Here is a 16721-nt window from a genome sequence, read left to right on the forward strand (position 1 = left end):
TCACTCCACATTCAATTTCACTTTATGCGCGAATCTAGTCGCCCCAAACCCTTGTAACTACGTTGTCCAAATTTCATCTTATGTGCAAACCCACATCCAGGTTTGAATCTGTCGCAAATATTTTTCAAATTGGTATAAATTACACAATTTTCTGACTTACAGAAATGAAGCTTTAGATAATTCTTGACAAGAGTTTAATCTCTGCGTTCAGCAGTCATTTGCCAAATTCTTTCTAAGGTTTGAATTTGTCGTAGCCGAATTGCTATTGGTTTATGATGTCTTTTATGCGGCCTGCCAACCCCAACTCCGATACAGAAGAAGATTGCTGCAACACAAAGACAAGATACAAATAAAAGGTTGCCAGACAAACTATCAACCTGGTTGGGTGAATAGGTGAGGTCAACTTGATCAAGTTGTTCAGTAATTGGAGTTGCAAATTGAGGGTTTGCTGTCAGGTCAGCTGAAGAGAACCTGTTCATAATAGTATGCTTCTCTTAATAATTAGTATTACCAAAGGCTGAAGTTTGCTTTATACACCAGCAATCTGCTTCAAAATCTCTTCAGTAAACCATCCTGTCCGGTTGATAAAGTTACGGGCTGGTGTCGGCATGAGTTCGAGATAGGTTGCGAGGCGAATTGCCTGACCCAACTGGCCTTTGATTTCGTAGCGATCGAAGATTTCCACAGCGCTCTGGTGCAGTCCCAATTTCATCAACGTACCGGGCAGATTGACAGTTGCAGGGGTAGGAGATTTCTCAGCAATCAGTGCTTTGATATTATGAGCGATCGCGGCTCCTTGTTGATAGGCAATCTGAGCGGTAGCAGGCTGGGGATTCGACGGATCGATGGCACAATCTCCCGCCGCAAACACTTCTAGAAATTCTGGCAGTTGTAGAGTGGGTTTAACTAGGAGGCGATTGTGTTCATCCCGGTTTTCAGCCGGAATCGGGAGCGAGTCAATCACGGGATTTGTAGCATTTCCAGTTGTCCATATCACCGTAGCGGCGGCTAATCTCCACCGTTGCCCATTGCGCTCAAACTCTACGGTTCCCGGATGCACCGCTTTGACCTCAGATCCTAGCAATATATTGACAGAGGCAGTTCGTTCTTGCAGCGCCGACTGTGCAGTTTCACGGAGGCGATCGCTTTTAGACTCTTTGAGAATCTCAGAACCACGCTGCAAAATCACAATCCGAATTTCCTGTGGGTTCCCCCCTAAAGGGATATACCAAGTTGGTAGCAAATCCGCTAGGGTTGCTGCCATTTCCACCCCAGATGCACCACCACCCACAATCGCAACAGTAAGCATTGCACGGCGTTCTTCTATATCTTCGGTTTGAGTTGCAATCTGCAAGCGGTTTCTTAAGTGCTGTCCTAACGCAAATACATCATAAGCTGTGCGGAACGATCGCGTATGTTCTTTTGCACCAGGTATGCCCAAGTAGCTTGTAGTGCTGCCCAATGCCAATACCAAATGACGGTAGGAATACTTTAAGCCAGAGTCAAGCTTGACCTGCTTTTGATCCAGGTCGATCGCTTCTACTGTACCAAGCACAAAGGTAGTACCACTGTTATGCAGCAATGCATCATACCGGGGACAGATTAACTCGAGTTTGACTTCGCTACTGAGCAGTTCATACAGCAGTGGCTTAAAGACGAAGTTCCACGATTGGTCAATCAAAATAATCGGACAGGAATGTAAATCTCTCAGATGCAGTGCTGTGAACAATCCAGCAAAACCACCCCCTAGAATCACAATCGGTAGAGCATCATTTGTTTCATCAATCTGTGCTGGCGATCGCATTTGTACTCTCCTTGATTTTTGTTTCGGCTGAGTTAGTTGTAACAGACGAAACTGTTTAGTTTTGATTAAAATAATAGTAAACAAAACAGTTTCGTATTGTCAAGGAGGTATGATAGAAATCAGTCAATAGTTGGATGCCCAGCAAACCGGGAAATTAAGTGATGAGTAACCTTAAGAGTGTTGAGCGGGAGTTATCTCCCGAAAAAACTGAAGCGATTCTGCGTGGAGCGATGCAGGAGTTTCTGGAGCATGGCTATGCAGGAGCCAGGATCGATAAAATTGTGGCAGCCGCAGGGGTTTCTAAAGCCACAGTTTACCGACGCTTTGCCGATAAGGAGACATTGTTTACCGCCCTAATCCAACGAATGGCAGAGAAAGTAAACTTTTTTCAGCAACAAGACTTCCCCTCATGCCAAGAAGAACCCCTTGTATTCTTGAAAGGTTATGCTACTAAAATGCTTAACTGTGCTGCTGAAAACCCGCAAGATATAGCACTTTTCCGAATCGTCATTGGTGAATCAGGTCGCTTTCCAGAACTAGGACGCGCTTTTCTCCAAAATGTTGAGAAACCAAATCTTGATTTTCTCACCCAATACTTTGCTACTCATCCTAAACTTCAGCTTACCGACCCAGAAGTTGCAGCCCGAACGTTTATCGGAACGCTGATCCATATTGTGATTACGCGAAATCTGCTGCATGGTGGAGATATTATGCCAATAGAGAGCGATCGCCTCATCGATGGCTTGCTCGATCTGATTATTCATCCAAGCAAGAGCGTGAGAAGATGACTTTGGGAAAAAATCAGGGTCAAGGACTTGCTCTACTGTAAAGGAAGATTGTTCACTTAGCGCCGACTAACCTGATGGTAGCCCATTCTCAATCACTGTTTGGTCATTTGATAGAGTATTGCGTTAAAATAAGCGATCGCTATCCTTGTTAAATAATGCCCGGAAATTCCCGGAGGTGTGATTGACCAAGTTTATTTTGAAAATTTTGTGGTTAGACGAAAACGTTGCTCTAGCAGTCGATCAAGTTGTAGGCAAAGGCACCAGTCCTTTGACTAAGTACTTTTTTTGGCCCAGAAATGATGCCTGGGAAGAGTTAAAGAAGGAATTAGAGTCCAAACATTGGATTACTGACCTGGATCGTGTCGAGTTGCTAAATAAAGCAACAGAAGTGATTAACTACTGGCAAGAGGAAGGCAGAAACCGTCCAATGGCAGAAGCTCAGTTGAAATTTCCTGAAGTTGCCTTCACAGGTAGCGCTTGATATTACGGAGGCAGGAGGCAGGAGGGGAGCCACCCACAAGGGGTGGGGCTTGAACCTTCCCCCAAAAATAAATGTTAATCGCCCACAAGGGGCGGGGCTTGAAACCCCTCTTGGCTTTGTCAAAAAATCAGCTATTGTCCTGTTCTACAAGCTGCCACAGTTTGATAGTCTTGTCCCGGCTACCACTTGCAATTAATTGTGTAACTTTGCTCACAGCAACAGCAGATACTGAGTCTACATGACCAGAGAGAGTAACAATCTCTTCTGCTGTGCTTACCCTCCAAAGTTTAACTGTTTTGTCGCAACTTGCACTTAGGAGCGTTTCACCATCGGCAGCAAAAGCCACAGCCACCACAGACCAAGAATGGCCTACAAGTGTGCTAATTAGCTGACCGGTGTTTACCTCCCACAATTTAATAGTGTTATCATCACTACCCGTCGCCAAAATTTGACCATCTGGACTAAAAGCGACTGTCAAAACCGCCCATGCATGACCCGAAAGGGTGCCTAACAAGCTATAGCATGAGCGGTTTTGAAGTTCTTTCTGGGAACCTTCTAATGTAGGTATCTGCCACAAGCGAGTTGTTCTGTCATAACTAGCACTGGCTAAAAGTTTTCCATCGGGACTAAATGCTACTGAATTGACTTGTAATTGGTGTCCAGTTATGGTGCAAATTTCTTTGCCAGTATTGACATCCCAGAGTTTGGCTGTCTTATCCCAGCTACCACTAGCGAGAATCTGCCCATCTGGACTGAAAGCAACTGATTTTACCGCGTGTGAGTGTCCTAACAGGGTGCAGATTTCCTCTAATGTCTCAATCTGCCACAATTTGATAGTTTTATCATCGCTAGCAGTTGCCAAAATTTGACCATCTGGACTGAAGGCGACTGATTTTACAGCTTGGGAATGTCCTGATAAGCTAGCTATGACTTTTTGGGTATTTAAATCCCACAATTTGACGATTTTATCATCACTAGCACTGGCTAAAGTTTTACTGTCAGGACTGATGGCAAGGGCGTTCACACTACTCAATGTCCCGCAATGCCCAGTTAGAGTATGCAAGCATCGCCAAGGAGGATTTTGGATTTTGAGATTTTGAGTTTTACATTCCATACCCATTGCTTGCATAACTTCATTAGCTGATTGAAAGCGACGGTTAACAGTATTTTGCAGCAGCTTGTCGAGAATTTGTGCCAAGCGTAGACTCTTTGAGTCTTGTCGCCAGGCATCGCTAGCCCTGGTGGTAAGATATTGTTGCCAGACCCAGCAATCATTTGCAATATCAAATAAATCAAAGGGAGGAATCTGGGTCAGTAAGTAAATACAAGTAACACCCAAGCTATATAAGTCACTAGCAAAAACCGCTTTTCCTCTTGTTTGTTCTGGTGCGGAGTATTCTGGACTGCCGATACTGGTTTCAGATGTTAGCCGATCAATTTCTGTAACGATTTTCGCAGTGGTAAAATCGACTATAACGAAATCCTCCTTCTTAGTAATTGGGGATCTACGGATGATATTTTGGGGTTTGATATCGCGGTGGATGATGTTGCGATCGCTCATCAACTGCAAAACTGGCAACAAATCTTCTAACAGTTGCCAAATCTGAGTTTCATTAAAAGCACCTTCCTCTTCAACCACCTGAGCTAAATTAGTGCCTGCAATAAACTCCTGCACTAAATAAAAATGCTCGTTCTGCTGAAAATAAGCCAAAAAAGCGGGAAGCTGCGGGTACTTTCCTAACTCTTCTAGCTGTTTTGCCTTTTGCTGAAAATTTTTAAATGTTTCGGATTCCGGCGATGATTCTTGAACAACGCAAGGAACTGGCGGAAACTGACCCTCATCCACAGCGAGGAAGGTTTTACAGAATCCCCCTTGACCAATTGGCTTAAGTAAACGATAACGTTCTTGTAAAAGCAAAATTTCCCTGCCAGAGTTACAACCACGGCGAATAGAATTTCGCGACTACACAAACATAGACGCTCTGCGGCTTCCCGCAGACTAAGGAAAAATTGAGGTTTGGAAACCCACGGAGGTGGGTTTTGTCTATGTAGACGCGATTTCTAACCGCCTTTTAATGTTAAGTTGACTTATCCACCGGAAAATTCACAACTATTGGTGGCAGACCATTTTCTGCTGTTGGTTGTGTTTGCGTGACTACTGGTTGCGGATGCAAAGGTGTTGGTGTCAATTCACCCTTACCAGTTTGATTCCATAAAATCATGGATAGTAGCCCATCCACTAAGCCGTTATTGCTGCCATTACTGCCAACTAAGACATCTGGAATCAAGCGGACATGGCGATCGCCGATAATCTGCATTAGCTGCATTGCTGTATAGCCTTGTGAACCCAAGGCTTCCACACCAGCGCGGTAGGTTTCAGCTTTGGCGTTACCTGTGGCCCGGATACCTTCAGCCTCAGCAATTGCCCGGAGTTTTGTCCCCTCGGCTTCACCATTCGCCTGCTTAATTTGGGCTTGGGCTTTCAAGTCGGCAATATGTACACTCTGCTCCGATTTCACCATTTCTTGCTGAATATCAGCCAATGCCGTTTCCCGGACAAGCTGCTGCCGTTGGGTTTGCGCCATCTGCTGAACTTCATAAGTCTTGCGTTCTTCTTCGGCAATTTTCCGGTCTGTCTGTGTCTGCATTAACGACGCTGGTGGCAGAATATCACCAATCAGGGTATCGATCGCTTGCACATCATAAGCCCGCAATGCTGTTTTAATATACTCAGCAGCCTCAGATTGTCGCTCACTGCGAGCGGTGAGAAAGTCGAGTACAGTGTAGTCTTGGGCTGAGTTGCGGAAGTAATTCCCGATGGTCGGTTCTAATACATGGTCTACCAGATTTTGCATTGCACCAACGCGAGAAATTACCTTCGGGGCATCTAAAGCACCGACATGGATAATTTGCGCTACTTCCAAATCAAAGGCAAACCCATCACGCGATCGCACTGTGAGAGAAGCCAGTTTAGCATCATAGCTGTGGCGTTCAGTCCGAGCTGACCAGTTTAAGACAATGTTGGTCGTTGGCACTAGTTCAATCTTCATAATCCGGGAATTAATCGGATGCTTACCAGGATATAGCGGTTCGACCCACACACCCTTATGTCCCTGATTGACTAAATTCCCGTGGGTGAAAGCTGCACCGCTGACATCTTGATGGGCCTTACCCACGAAAGAAATCACCACACCCACATATCCAATGGGAATTTCCGTCATCGGTACTTGCTCAACTTGGACAAACCAAGGATTCAAGTTCCAAGAACCAGAAAGCAAAGTCTGCTCTTGTAAGCCTCGCCGCCCACCGCCATTAATAAATTTCTGACCATTTTGGAAGTTGTTGTGTTCTTCAATGATGGGGCCTGCGAGTTCACCAGCAGAAATTGGTACACCATCTAAGGTGGTGACGATGCCAACTTTATCAGATGCCAGACTGTACACCCGCAGTTGTTCTGGAGTCATGCCATGAGTGGTGGCATTTGATGCCACGATGACTTTAAATAGGGCGGTGTTAATCCGGTACGTACCAGCCGTGAGAAAACCCATCTGCCGCCCTTTTTCACCGCCTTGGGTGAGGAATTTCCGAGCATCTTGGAAGTTGTCACAACCCACAATTTTACCCAAAATCCGCTCTGGTGGGTTGGATGCTCCATCTGCCGCCACAATCAAGGCGATTTCTCCTTGAGGAACGACAATTACCGATTCTTTCTTTACAGAATACTGCCAAGGCCAATAGCCCCAGTGCCAACCAGGAGCTAAAGTATCTGCCTGCAAACCAGCTTCGCCGTTCAGGGCAATCAAACTACCGGCGGGGAGTCCACGCCCGGAAAGGGTGAATTTCCTCACCACAACGCCAACTTCACGTTCGCCAATCACCACCAGTCCGCCAAAGAATAGGGGGACGAATATGACGAAACCGCCGACAAGTACAATCGGAAATAGTACAAAAGGATCAATTCCAGCAGCTTGATATTGAGTCTTGCTAGCTTGTAACTGAGCAATATTAGGTGTAGTCTGATTTAGGTGGACTGATGCCGAAGTAATTTCTTTTGCTGTAGTTATTTTGACAGAAGTAGCATTGGCAGAATGAATACTACCAGCGAGCGCTAACGTTGCTACGATCGATGCTGCAAAACGAGCTACCTTATTTTGTTTACGTGTACCAAGCAGAGATGAAAAGCTTTTCATAATCTGTGCCCATTTGGGCAACTAATTAGCTAATTTAACACTCCAGCAAAGCTTGGCTCAATTTCTTAAACTTGGTGTAATTTTTTTTTAAATTAATAAATATTTTATTTTGTAGGTTGGACATTGCCCAACCTACAAATCTGAAATAGAAATTGAATTTAGACCGAACCGCCAGCGGCTTGAAACCGAGCGCGGGCCCGTTTGAAAGCTTGGTTCGCTTGGATTTGGGCTTGGCGATCGTCTCCTGTAACTTGATTCAGACGCGCTTCTGCTTGGTTGTAAGCAGTACGGGCTTCATCAAGGTTAATTTTGTCGCCACGTTCAGCGCCGTTAACCAGAATTGTCACTTCATTTTCTTCGACTTCTGCAAAGCCACCCAAAAGAGCGATCGCTTCCCAATTCTGATTTTTAGCGCCACGAACTCGCATGACACCAGTATCTAGAGCAGTCAAAAGTGGTGCGTGTCCAGTTAAGATACCTAGTTGACCAGTCGTGCTAGGCAAAACCACTTCTTCAGCTGGGGCATCCCAGACTGTTTTATCTGGAGAAATTACACGAACGGTTAATGTCATTTGTCCTTTGTCCTTCGTCCTACCCGACGGGAAGCCGCCCAAAGGGCGTCTATGTCTTTTGTCTTTTACCCTTAGCCATTAGCCATTAGCCATTAGCCATTAGCCATTAGCCATTAGCCATTAGCCATTAGCCATTAGCCATTAACCATTAGCCATTAACCATTAACCATTAGCCATTAGCCATTAACCATTAGCCATTAGCCATTAGCCATTAGCCATTAGCCATTCAACTAATGACCAATGACCAATGACCAATGACTAACCTTTGATTTTTTCAGCTTTGGCGATCGCTTCGTTAATATCGCCAACCAAGTAGAAAGCCTGTTCTGGCAAAGCATCCAATTCACCAGACAGAATTTTTTGGAACCCTTTGATGGTGTCTTCCAACTTCACATACTTACCAGGCGAACCGGTGAATACTTCTGCTACAAAGAACGGCTGAGACAAGAAACGCTCAACTTTCCGGGCCCGCGCAACGATAAGACGGTCTTCTTCAGACAATTCATCTAGACCGAGAATCGCGATAATGTCTTGGAGTTCTTTATAACGTTGCAGAGTTGATTGCACCGCCCGCGCAGTGTTGTAGTGTTCATCACCGACAATATTGGGCTGGAGCATGGTGGAAGTCGAACCCAGGGGGTCAACTGCGGGATAAATTCCCTTAGCTGCTAAACCGCGAGATAGTACTGTTGTACCATCCAAGTGGGCGAAGGTGGTAGCAGGTGCGGGGTCAGTGAGGTCATCCGCAGGTACGTACACTGCTTGAATCGAGGTAATCGAACCCTCTGTAGTCGAGGTAATCCGCTCTTGCAGTTCACCTACGTCGGTTCCCAATGTGGGCTGATATCCTACTGCTGAGGGCATCCGACCTAGTAAAGCTGATACTTCCGAACCTGCTTGGACAAACCGGAAGATGTTGTCAATAAACAACAGCACATCTTGCTTGTTCACATCGCGGAAGTATTCTGCTACTGTCAATCCCGAAAGACCAACCCGCATTCTGGCTCCGGGTGGCTCGTTCATTTGACCGTAGACTAGAGCAATTTTTGATTCATTGAGGTTGTCTTTGTTGATCACCCCAGACTCAATCATTTCGTTGTAGAGGTCATTACCTTCACGGGTGCGTTCACCCACGCCAGCAAAAACGGATACTCCACCATGCTGAGTAGCGATGTTGTTGATCAACTCCATCATGATCACGGTTTTACCAACACCAGCACCGCCGAATAGACCAATCTTACCGCCGCGTCGATAGGGAGTCAGAAGGTCAACAACTTTAATCCCAGTCTCAAACACCGAAGGTTTGGTTTCCAGGTCAGTGAATTTGGGAGCAGAGCGGTGGATGGGTAGAGTTGCCTCAGCATTTACTGGGCCTCTGTTGTCCACAGGTTCGCCAAGGACGTTGAAAATCCGGCCCAAAGTGGCTTTACCAACTGGTACGCTGATGGGAGCGCCTGTATCGGTGACTTCAAAACCGCGGACTAAGCCTTCGGTAGAACTCATCGCCACAGTCCGCACCTGGTTGTCGCCCAGAAGTTGCTGTACTTCAATGGTGATGTTGATTTCCTGTCCAGCTTCGTTGGTGCCTTTGATTTTCAAGGCGTTGTAGATTTGTGGCAATTTCCCGCCGGGAAATTTAACGTCTACAACTGGGCCAATGATTTGGGTAATGTAACCAATGTTTGTTTTTTCTGCGGTTGTTACCATGCTGCGCCTAATGAGTGAAGCTAGATTTCAGATAAGGTCGTAGAAGACATAAAATTAAACAATGTCACCTTTCAGATTAGCACTGAACGCCCCTACTCTACGCCATAAATTGATCCTTAAGACTAGGGCTTGGGGATCAAGATCAGGCTAACCTAAAATCAGTAGTTGGAGTCTTTTTTTATTTGGAAGTCCCTTCGCTGAGGATTGCTGTTGTTATTTGCTCTCTTAGAGGATGTTTTAAAATTCATGATTGATGTATCAAATATTTCTTTACCCCACCCTAACCCTCCCCGATATATTGGGGAGGGAACCGGATTTTCTTGTCCCCCCCCTTTATAAGGGGATTAAGGGGGGTAATAATTCGATTCAAGTCATAGCTAACTACTTTTAAAACATCCTCTTACAACGCTTTTCAAATAATTTAACTACACTACTTCCCACCCCAGTCTGAGTTGTGATTTAAATACCTGAAAATTGCTGTACAAAAGATACAAACAAGCGCTTTTAGCCAAGCCGTAATGCCTGCGGTTTTTGCTAGTCTACGCTTCATCCTCACACTTTCACCGAACAACAGCTTATGAATTTCTCGTCAGCACGACAATATTTTTACCAGGAGATTCAGCAGTCTGACGAGCATATTGACTTAGCAAAGGCAGCTTTGTATATTGCACAAGAAGAATATCCCAATCTAGACCCAGAAGAATACCTCAATGCCCTTGAGACAATGGCGTGGGAGCTTCAAGAACGCCTGCCTGATTCACGATATCCTTTGCGGATAGTTCAAAGTATTAATCAGTACCTCTACGAAGATTTAAAATTTTCTGGCAATAAAAATAACTATTACGACCCGCGTAACAGCTTTTTCAATGATGTAATCGATCGCCGATTGGGGATTCCCATTACCTTAGCGCTGGTTTACCTGGAAGTTGCGCGACGGATTGATTTTCCGATGGTGGGTGTGGGGATGCCAGGACATTTCTTGATTCGTCCAGATATTCCCGATATAGAGATTTTTGTCGATGCTTTCAATGGCGGTGAAATAATATTTGCCCAAGATTGCGAAGAACGCCTGTCTCAACTTTATCAGCAACCTGTGACGCTACAACCAGAATTTTTAGCCGTAGTCAGTAATCGGCAATTTTTGGCACGGATGCTGACAAATTTAAAATTTATTTATCTTAAACAGCAAGAATTAGAAAAAACGCTGGCAGCGGTTGAACGAATTTTGTTGCTATTTCCTGGTTTAACTTTAGAATTGCGCGATCGCGGCTTGATTTACTATCAACTCGGTTATTATCCCCAAGCCATAGACGACTTACAAAATTATTTAACAAAAATTCCCGATGCCGAAGATGCATCTGTGATTCGGCGGCTACTTACCGAATTGGGTAAAGGTGGGTAGGGATTGAGGACTGGGGGATGAGGGAGCAGGGGAGGCAGGGGGAGAGAAACAAATTAAAAGTTAAAAGTTAAAAGTTAAAAGAAATATTGAATTTATCTTTCTTTTTACTTTTTACTTGTATGCCCAATTATGAATTTTCTGCAACTCGTTTGAGGCGGCGCAGCTGGGCCTGCATATCTTGTTTTGTCCAAGATGCAGCAAAGGTGTTGAAGCCCCAACTGACTAAGGGGTTAGGGATATCGTACTCAAAGCGGTTGAGTAGAAGTGTTCCCTTTTCTGTGGGTTGACATTCCCAGCGATCGCGCCCTTGAAAAAATCCCTGAAATTCCCAGACTACCAAACCCGGTTGTCGTTCTACAACTACGCTATTCAATGTAGGTTTTAGTAGAGGAATTTGAATGATCAAACGACTTTGACTGCCTACATCAGTACTCCAAGCTTCGCCCACAGGTTCACAACGGAGGACGGGGTTGAGCCAACGGTGCATGAGAGTTAAATCGCTAAGACAGCGCTCCACCACCGTAGCTGTAGCATTAATTTGAATCGATTGTTCCAAAACTTGGGACATTCCACATCTTTGGTGCTGTTGCTGCAATTAGAGTAACGCAAAATTTTGGGGAGTGGGGAGTGGGGATGAGGGAGATGAGGAGGATGAGGGAGATGAGGGGGATGAGGGAGATGAGGGAGATGAGGGGGATGAGGGAGATGAGGGAGATGAGGGAGATGAGGGGGATGAGGGAGATGAGGGAGATGAGGGAGATGAGGGAGAAAGAAGAACCAGTACCCAATGCCCAATGCCCAATACCCGTAGATTAAATCAAATATGAGTAAATATGTATGTGTTTACTGGTAAATTGATAGACAAAACACTGACTCAGTGTTTGCGGCGAATACTTAAGCATAATTCCCGAAAACCATGAACACAACTTGGCAAGGAATAACCCAGGTGATAGGAGTTGGGTTGTCTATGAGGGTGGAGCAATTTTTGGCACAATCGCCCAGTCTGCAACCGATACAACCAGCAGTGAATCAAGGAATCGCTAATGTCCAAGGTATTGTTCAACAGTTGATTCTGTTTACGCCTCGTCTACTAGGGGCGGTGGCAATTTTGTTTGTAGGTTTGCTAATTGCCTTTGGCGTAGCGGCACTGACACAAGGAATTCTCAAGCGCACAAACATAGATAATCGCATTGCCGCTGGCGTAACGGGTCGTCAAGATGTTCCCCAAGTGGAGAAATTAATCTCCGGCTTAGTCTTTTGGAGCATTATCTTGTTGACGGCGGTAGCTGTTTTACAGGCATTAGATTTAGAGGTAGCCTCTCGACCCCTGAATAGTTTTCTCGATCAACTTATTGGCTTTTTGCCAAAGTTGGTTGGTGCAGGAATCCTTTTGACAACTGCCTGGTTTTTAGCGACCATTGTGAAGATTATCACTGTGCGCTCATTACAGGCATTTAATCTGGATGAGCGTTTGAATCCAGAACCAGAAGACAGCACACCCAGCCTCAATCAGCTGTCTCTGAGTGAGACGATTGGCAATGCTTTGTATTGGTTTATATTTTTACTGTTTCTCGCCCCAGTTTTAGATACTCTCGGACTGAGGGAGGCTTTACAGCCAGTACAAGCTCTAATTACACAAGTTTTGCTAATTCTGCCGAACATTTTAGCGGCGATCTTAATAGCTGTAGTTGGCTGGTTCATCGCTAATGTAGTACGGCGGATTGTGACGAACTTACTGGCGACAACTGGTATTGACCATTTAGGTAGTCGGTTGGGATTATCTGCAAGTGCGGGGGTGCAACCTCTATCGAATATTATCGGCACAATTGTCTATGTTTTGATTTTGATTCCTGTGGCGATCGCAGCGCTCAATGCCTTGCGAATTGATGCGATATCTGTACCTGCGATCGCTATGCTGCAACAGGTTCTCAACGCCCTCCCAGCCATCTTTACAGCCGTGGCAATTTTGATTGTTGCCTATTTCGTGGGGCGGTTTGTCGCAGATTTGATTACAAGTATCCTCACCAATTTAGGCTTTAATAACATTTTCACTATTTTGGGTCTGACTACACCCAGCAGACGAATCGTCATTTCTACAGAATCAACATCCCCCCCGACTCCAACCCGCACCCCATCGGAAATTGTCGGCATTGTTGCCTTAGTAGGTATCATCCTATTTGCCACGGTGGCGGCGGTGAATATCTTGAATATTCCAGCCCTGACAGTATTAGTGTCTGGTATTGTGATCATATTCGGGCGGATTTTGGCAGGATTGGTGATCTTTGCCATTGGCTTATTCTTGGCAAATCTGGCTTTTAACATCATCACCAGTTCCGGCGAACGCCAAGCCCAGATTTTGGGACAAGTGGCGCGGATTGCAATTATTGCCTTAGTCTCTGCAATGGCACTGCAACAGATCGGAGTTGCCAGTGATATTGTAAATTTAGCCTTTGGACTTTTACTAGGTGCGATCGCTGTTGCTATTGCCTTAGCTTTTGGTCTTGGGGGGCGCGATATTGCACGAGAGCAAGTTCAAGAATGGCTAAACTCCTTCAAAGGTAGAAATTAAAAGTTGATGAAGGCAAAATTTCATCTGTAAATCTCAGAAAGTGCAGCCTTAATCCCTCTTATGTCACTCTAGAAGAAGAAAAATAAATGTAACGACTGTCTTAAAAGTCAAGCAAAGTTTGTGTAGCCCCAGACTTCCAGTCTGTTCGCGTAGCGTGCGCCTTAGCGCAGGGCGATCTGCCAAAACGGGATGCTCCCAGATTCGGCGGTGTCTGGTAAGGGCTAGAAGACTTATGGCTTGTAGTCTAGATAGTCAAAGCCCGCACCAGACACTCTTTCGATTCACCGAATCTTCCTCAGTTGCTAGATTTCTCGTGGAGATAAAAAAGAGCATAAAAAGTTGACCCAAATGCCGCAATGGGATTATCGGAGGGACTATTTCAAAGTATAAAAATGTCGAGTTGTGATTAAGCGTTGGCAATGGGTTGTAAGTTGTCAGTTACCAAGCCCCTTCGGGGCGGGAACAGGGAACTCTTAACAGGGAACAGAAAAAAAATTAGCCCCGAATACAGGGTTTAAAGCCCCTAAATTTATTTATGAAAAGAGATAAAAATATTTGAAACGAGATGGCGTCAGCCACGATGTTTCAATGTGTCCTTGTACAAATCCCCTGATTTTAATTATGGGGATTTCCCTGTTGCCTGTTGCCCGTTCCCTGTTACCTTTTAAACGCCAAGACAAATTATCTCAAACCATTGCATTTAAAATTATAATTTTCCTGACTTATGACTTCATATTGCGAAAGCTTATTGCAGACAATTGACAATCGCCATACATTACAGCGCTTCTCGCTATTATGCAATACAGTTTTCTCCTTGCCCCTCTCCTAGCATAGCTTTCAGCTTTGAGGATGTACCTCATAGCTGCCGGAAGTGCTGTATTCTTACCAAAGTCCTTATTGACCAGATCAAATTTTTAGGATCATCAGTCTCATTATGCCTAGTTCCAAAATCTTAACCCAATCTTTCGACTATTATGGAGCTTATCCCTGCCCAGTCTGTCGGATAGGTAAGATTTCTCACATGCCATTGATGGAAGCTATGGCTTGTGACTTTTGCCAAGAGATTTTTACAGTTAACTTAGAATTACAGCAAATCAAGATGCCTTCTAGGCAACCACCCTTAACTTGGCGTTGGAATGGGTTAAGTTGGACAGAAGGCCAGCTAGAAGGTGTGGAATTAGGTTGGGGTTATGGACTAGCAGCAGCAGTTTTTGTAATTCTGCCCACGACTCTAATTGGTATAGTCGCTTACTATTTTCCTGCTAATCTCAAGGAACCCATTACCTGGATGCCATATATTTGGACGATATTAACTTTCCTATCACATCTATCAATTATTATTTGGATTTTTATTGAAGTCTATCAGATTCCAGTTGCAGCATATTTGAGAGCGATCGCACGATGGAGGAATGGGGAGATGAGAAACTAGAGACTGGGGACTGGGGACTAGGGACTGGGGGATGAGGGAGCAGGGGAGGCAGGGGGTAGGCTGTTGACTTTGATGAGATTTACCCATTGTTCATTCATACAGTTTTGGTGTCATCATCGGTGTACCAAATTAAATGAGTAATGAGTGGATTATTTCTTATTTTTCTTTCAATTTGTTGATTGAAGTTGTTAATATCTTAATAATTCTTTCATTCTCTTCTATCAGATTTTGAAATTTTGATTTTGACACCAACTCCGATTTTATCATTATTTTTATCCAATAAAGGGTTTCATTGGCTTCCTTTAAGGCTATGAATACTTATTGATAAAGTCTTTATTTGATTGTGCATATTTAGCTTCTGAACAGTTTGCAACTATTGATGTCCCGCTTCTTAAAAATTGTTTAGGCAAGATTTTACCAGCGTCATCAAAAGGTCTTTTATTTAGCTCAGAATAAGCTTTGATAACTCTTATTGCAAAATTTTCTGTTCTTTCTTAAATACTGATATTTCCGTTATAATTAATCATGAGTAAAAAAGAATGTGGTAATTCAATTTTGCTTTAGAAGTAATGGGTATTTACTCATTACTTATTACTTAAAGAACGCGAAAAAGAACTTTTCCCACTGCAAATTTTACTCAGCAAGGATTGGAAAGGATTGTGCATGAATTTTTAACCCCTGAAAATGTACAAAATCAACACCCTAGGCAGGGGGAGAAATAAACAATGCCCAATGCCCAATGCCTCCTAATACCCAATCCCCAATGCCCAATACCCCATAATCAATAACAAATGATGCAGCGGATAGATGACTCCATCACTCATAATTAAGTTGATTATCCACCAAAATATCGTATGAGCGATCTGGAGCGGTACTATAGAGTCTTGGAATTAGAGCCTGGAGCAACACTTGAAGAAGTGAATCAGGCTTACAAAGATTTAGTCTTTGTTTGGCATCCCGATCGCATTCCTAAAGAAAATCTCCGTTTACAGCAGAAAGCACAAGACAAGCTGAAAGCCATAAATGAAGCTCGTGAAAAATTGCGCTCTCTCAAAACCAAATCTCAAACTACACTTAACTCACCGCCACCTCAACAGGAAAAACCATCTCCAACAACCCAGCAACCACCAAAGCAAAACTCAGACTTGAGTGGCAAAGACTATAGTCGGGCAAATTTGAGCAATAAAGACTTATCTGGCAGAAATCTGAGTTATGCCAATTTGAGTGGTGCTAATCTCAGCGATACTTTTATGCACAAAGTCAACCTCAGAGGTGCGAATTTATCTGAAGCAAATTTATTTCGGGCAAACCTACTTTTAGCGGATCTCAGGGAGGCGAATTTACGCGCTGCTAATTTGATTGGAGCCGATCTCAGTGGGGCCGACTTGCGAGGAGCCGACTTGACGGGAGCGCGGATTCGCTCTGGTGAGCGTCTTCTAGTTAAACTAATTGGGGCTAACTTAGCTGGGGCAATTATGCCTGATGGGGCAATTTATCAATAGGATGACTGAAAAACGTCAAAAATAGGGCACGCTTTGGGGTGACGATCCAATTTTTTCTACCTACAAATCTACCAAAGCCTATGGAGGAAGTGATCGCACCAGCCACTATTTAATCGCAATATGCCTTTTTGCTTACTGAATCTACCTGTAAAATTGAATATGATACATCAAGGCTTTTAGGCACTGTCAGGGTTCTCTAGTTGAGTACCAACCCCATAGCTGAAGCTAGGGGCTTGTAGGAGACTTCACCTGACCAGACTAACCGTTTAGAGCAAGA

The 16721-nt window shown here is 44.3% G+C and carries 16 protein-coding genes; 7 read left to right on the plus strand and 9 right to left on the minus strand.

Annotation, left to right across the window (positions count from 1 at the left end; translation table 11 throughout):
* Positions 1-194 precede the first annotated feature (194 nt).
* Complete coding sequence (locus V7K67_RS21285) at positions 195-479, minus strand: hypothetical protein (protein ID WP_334732816.1); 285 nt, start codon at positions 477-479, stop codon at positions 195-197.
* A gap of 50 nt (positions 480-529) precedes the next feature.
* Positions 530-1888 carry an NAD(P)/FAD-dependent oxidoreductase gene (locus V7K67_RS21290; RefSeq protein WP_334732817.1) on the minus strand — a complete coding sequence of 453 codons (1359 nt, stop codon included), beginning with the start codon at positions 1886-1888 and terminating at the stop codon, positions 530-532.
* Between the two features lie 77 nt (positions 1889-1965).
* On the opposite strand from V7K67_RS21290, the gene V7K67_RS21295 reads away from it, so the two are divergent.
* Positions 1966-2592 (plus strand): TetR/AcrR family transcriptional regulator, encoded by a 627-nt coding sequence (locus V7K67_RS21295; protein WP_334732818.1) that lies wholly within the window; start codon positions 1966-1968, stop codon positions 2590-2592.
* A 181-nt stretch (positions 2593-2773) separates the two neighbouring features.
* On the plus strand, positions 2774-3073 hold the full coding sequence (locus tag V7K67_RS21300) for a 30S ribosomal protein PSRP-3 (RefSeq protein ID WP_094333099.1): 300 nt from the start codon (positions 2774-2776) through the stop codon (positions 3071-3073).
* Positions 3074-3200: 127 nt separating this feature from the next.
* On the opposite strand, the gene V7K67_RS21305 is transcribed toward V7K67_RS21300, so the two are convergent.
* The 4 genes from V7K67_RS21305 to atpD all read right to left on the minus strand — a co-directional run bounded on the left by V7K67_RS21305 (position 3201) and on the right by atpD (position 9542).
* Positions 3201-4991, minus strand: coding sequence for a serine/threonine-protein kinase (locus V7K67_RS21305; RefSeq protein ID WP_334705905.1), 1791 nt, complete (start codon positions 4989-4991; stop codon positions 3201-3203).
* 160 nt (positions 4992-5151) lie between these two features.
* Positions 5152-7263, minus strand: coding sequence for an SPFH domain-containing protein (locus tag V7K67_RS21310; RefSeq protein ID WP_335168293.1), 2112 nt, complete (start codon positions 7261-7263; stop codon positions 5152-5154).
* Positions 7264-7421: 158 nt separating this feature from the next.
* Complete coding sequence (gene atpC / locus V7K67_RS21315) at positions 7422-7835, minus strand: ATP synthase F1 subunit epsilon (protein WP_334705907.1); 414 nt, start codon at positions 7833-7835, stop codon at positions 7422-7424.
* Positions 7836-8093: 258 nt separating this feature from the next.
* The gene (atpD, locus tag V7K67_RS21320; RefSeq protein WP_094348862.1) at positions 8094-9542 is read right to left on the minus strand and encodes a F0F1 ATP synthase subunit beta; all 1449 of its coding nucleotides are present in this window, start codon (positions 9540-9542) and stop codon (positions 8094-8096) included.
* Positions 9543-10119: 577 nt separating this feature from the next.
* Between atpD and V7K67_RS21325 the strand changes: the two genes are divergently transcribed.
* Positions 10120-10944, plus strand: a complete 825-nt coding sequence (locus V7K67_RS21325; RefSeq protein ID WP_334732820.1) for a SirB1 family protein — start codon at positions 10120-10122, stop codon at positions 10942-10944.
* A gap of 127 nt (positions 10945-11071) precedes the next feature.
* On the opposite strand, the gene V7K67_RS21330 is transcribed toward V7K67_RS21325, so the two are convergent.
* Positions 11072-11512 (minus strand): SRPBCC family protein, encoded by a 441-nt coding sequence (locus tag V7K67_RS21330; protein ID WP_335168296.1) that lies wholly within the window; start codon positions 11510-11512, stop codon positions 11072-11074.
* A gap of 52 nt (positions 11513-11564) precedes the next feature.
* Between V7K67_RS21330 and V7K67_RS21335 the strand changes: the two genes are divergently transcribed.
* The 3 genes from V7K67_RS21335 (at position 11565) to V7K67_RS21345 (ending at position 14942) form a co-directional block, all read left to right on the plus strand.
* Positions 11565-11771, plus strand: a complete 207-nt coding sequence (locus V7K67_RS21335) for a hypothetical protein (protein WP_335168298.1) — start codon at positions 11565-11567, stop codon at positions 11769-11771.
* 89 nt (positions 11772-11860) lie between these two features.
* Entirely contained in the window at positions 11861-13513 is a 1653-nt protein-coding gene (locus V7K67_RS21340) for a mechanosensitive ion channel (RefSeq protein WP_334732822.1), read from the plus strand.
* 934 nt (positions 13514-14447) lie between these two features.
* On the plus strand, positions 14448-14942 hold the full coding sequence (locus V7K67_RS21345) for a hypothetical protein (protein WP_334711845.1): 495 nt from the start codon (positions 14448-14450) through the stop codon (positions 14940-14942).
* Positions 14943-15098: 156 nt separating this feature from the next.
* Here the strand turns inward: V7K67_RS21345 and V7K67_RS21350 are convergent, their stop codons facing one another.
* A complete protein-coding gene (locus V7K67_RS21350) occupies positions 15099-15209 on the minus strand; it encodes a hypothetical protein (RefSeq protein ID WP_334732823.1) in 111 nt (36 codons plus the stop codon).
* Between the two features lie 41 nt (positions 15210-15250).
* The gene (locus V7K67_RS21355; protein ID WP_334732825.1) at positions 15251-15415 is read right to left on the minus strand and encodes a four helix bundle protein; all 165 of its coding nucleotides are present in this window, start codon (positions 15413-15415) and stop codon (positions 15251-15253) included.
* A 381-nt stretch (positions 15416-15796) separates the two neighbouring features.
* On the opposite strand from V7K67_RS21355, the gene V7K67_RS21360 reads away from it, so the two are divergent.
* Positions 15797-16444 carry a pentapeptide repeat-containing protein gene (locus tag V7K67_RS21360; RefSeq protein WP_334732824.1) on the plus strand — a complete coding sequence of 216 codons (648 nt, stop codon included), beginning with the start codon at positions 15797-15799 and terminating at the stop codon, positions 16442-16444.
* Positions 16445-16721: the final 277 nt, after the last annotated feature.

The sequence above is a fragment of the Nostoc sp. genome, from assembly GCF_036917155.1.
GTDB lineage: Bacteria > Cyanobacteriota > Cyanobacteriia > Cyanobacteriales > Nostocaceae > Nostoc.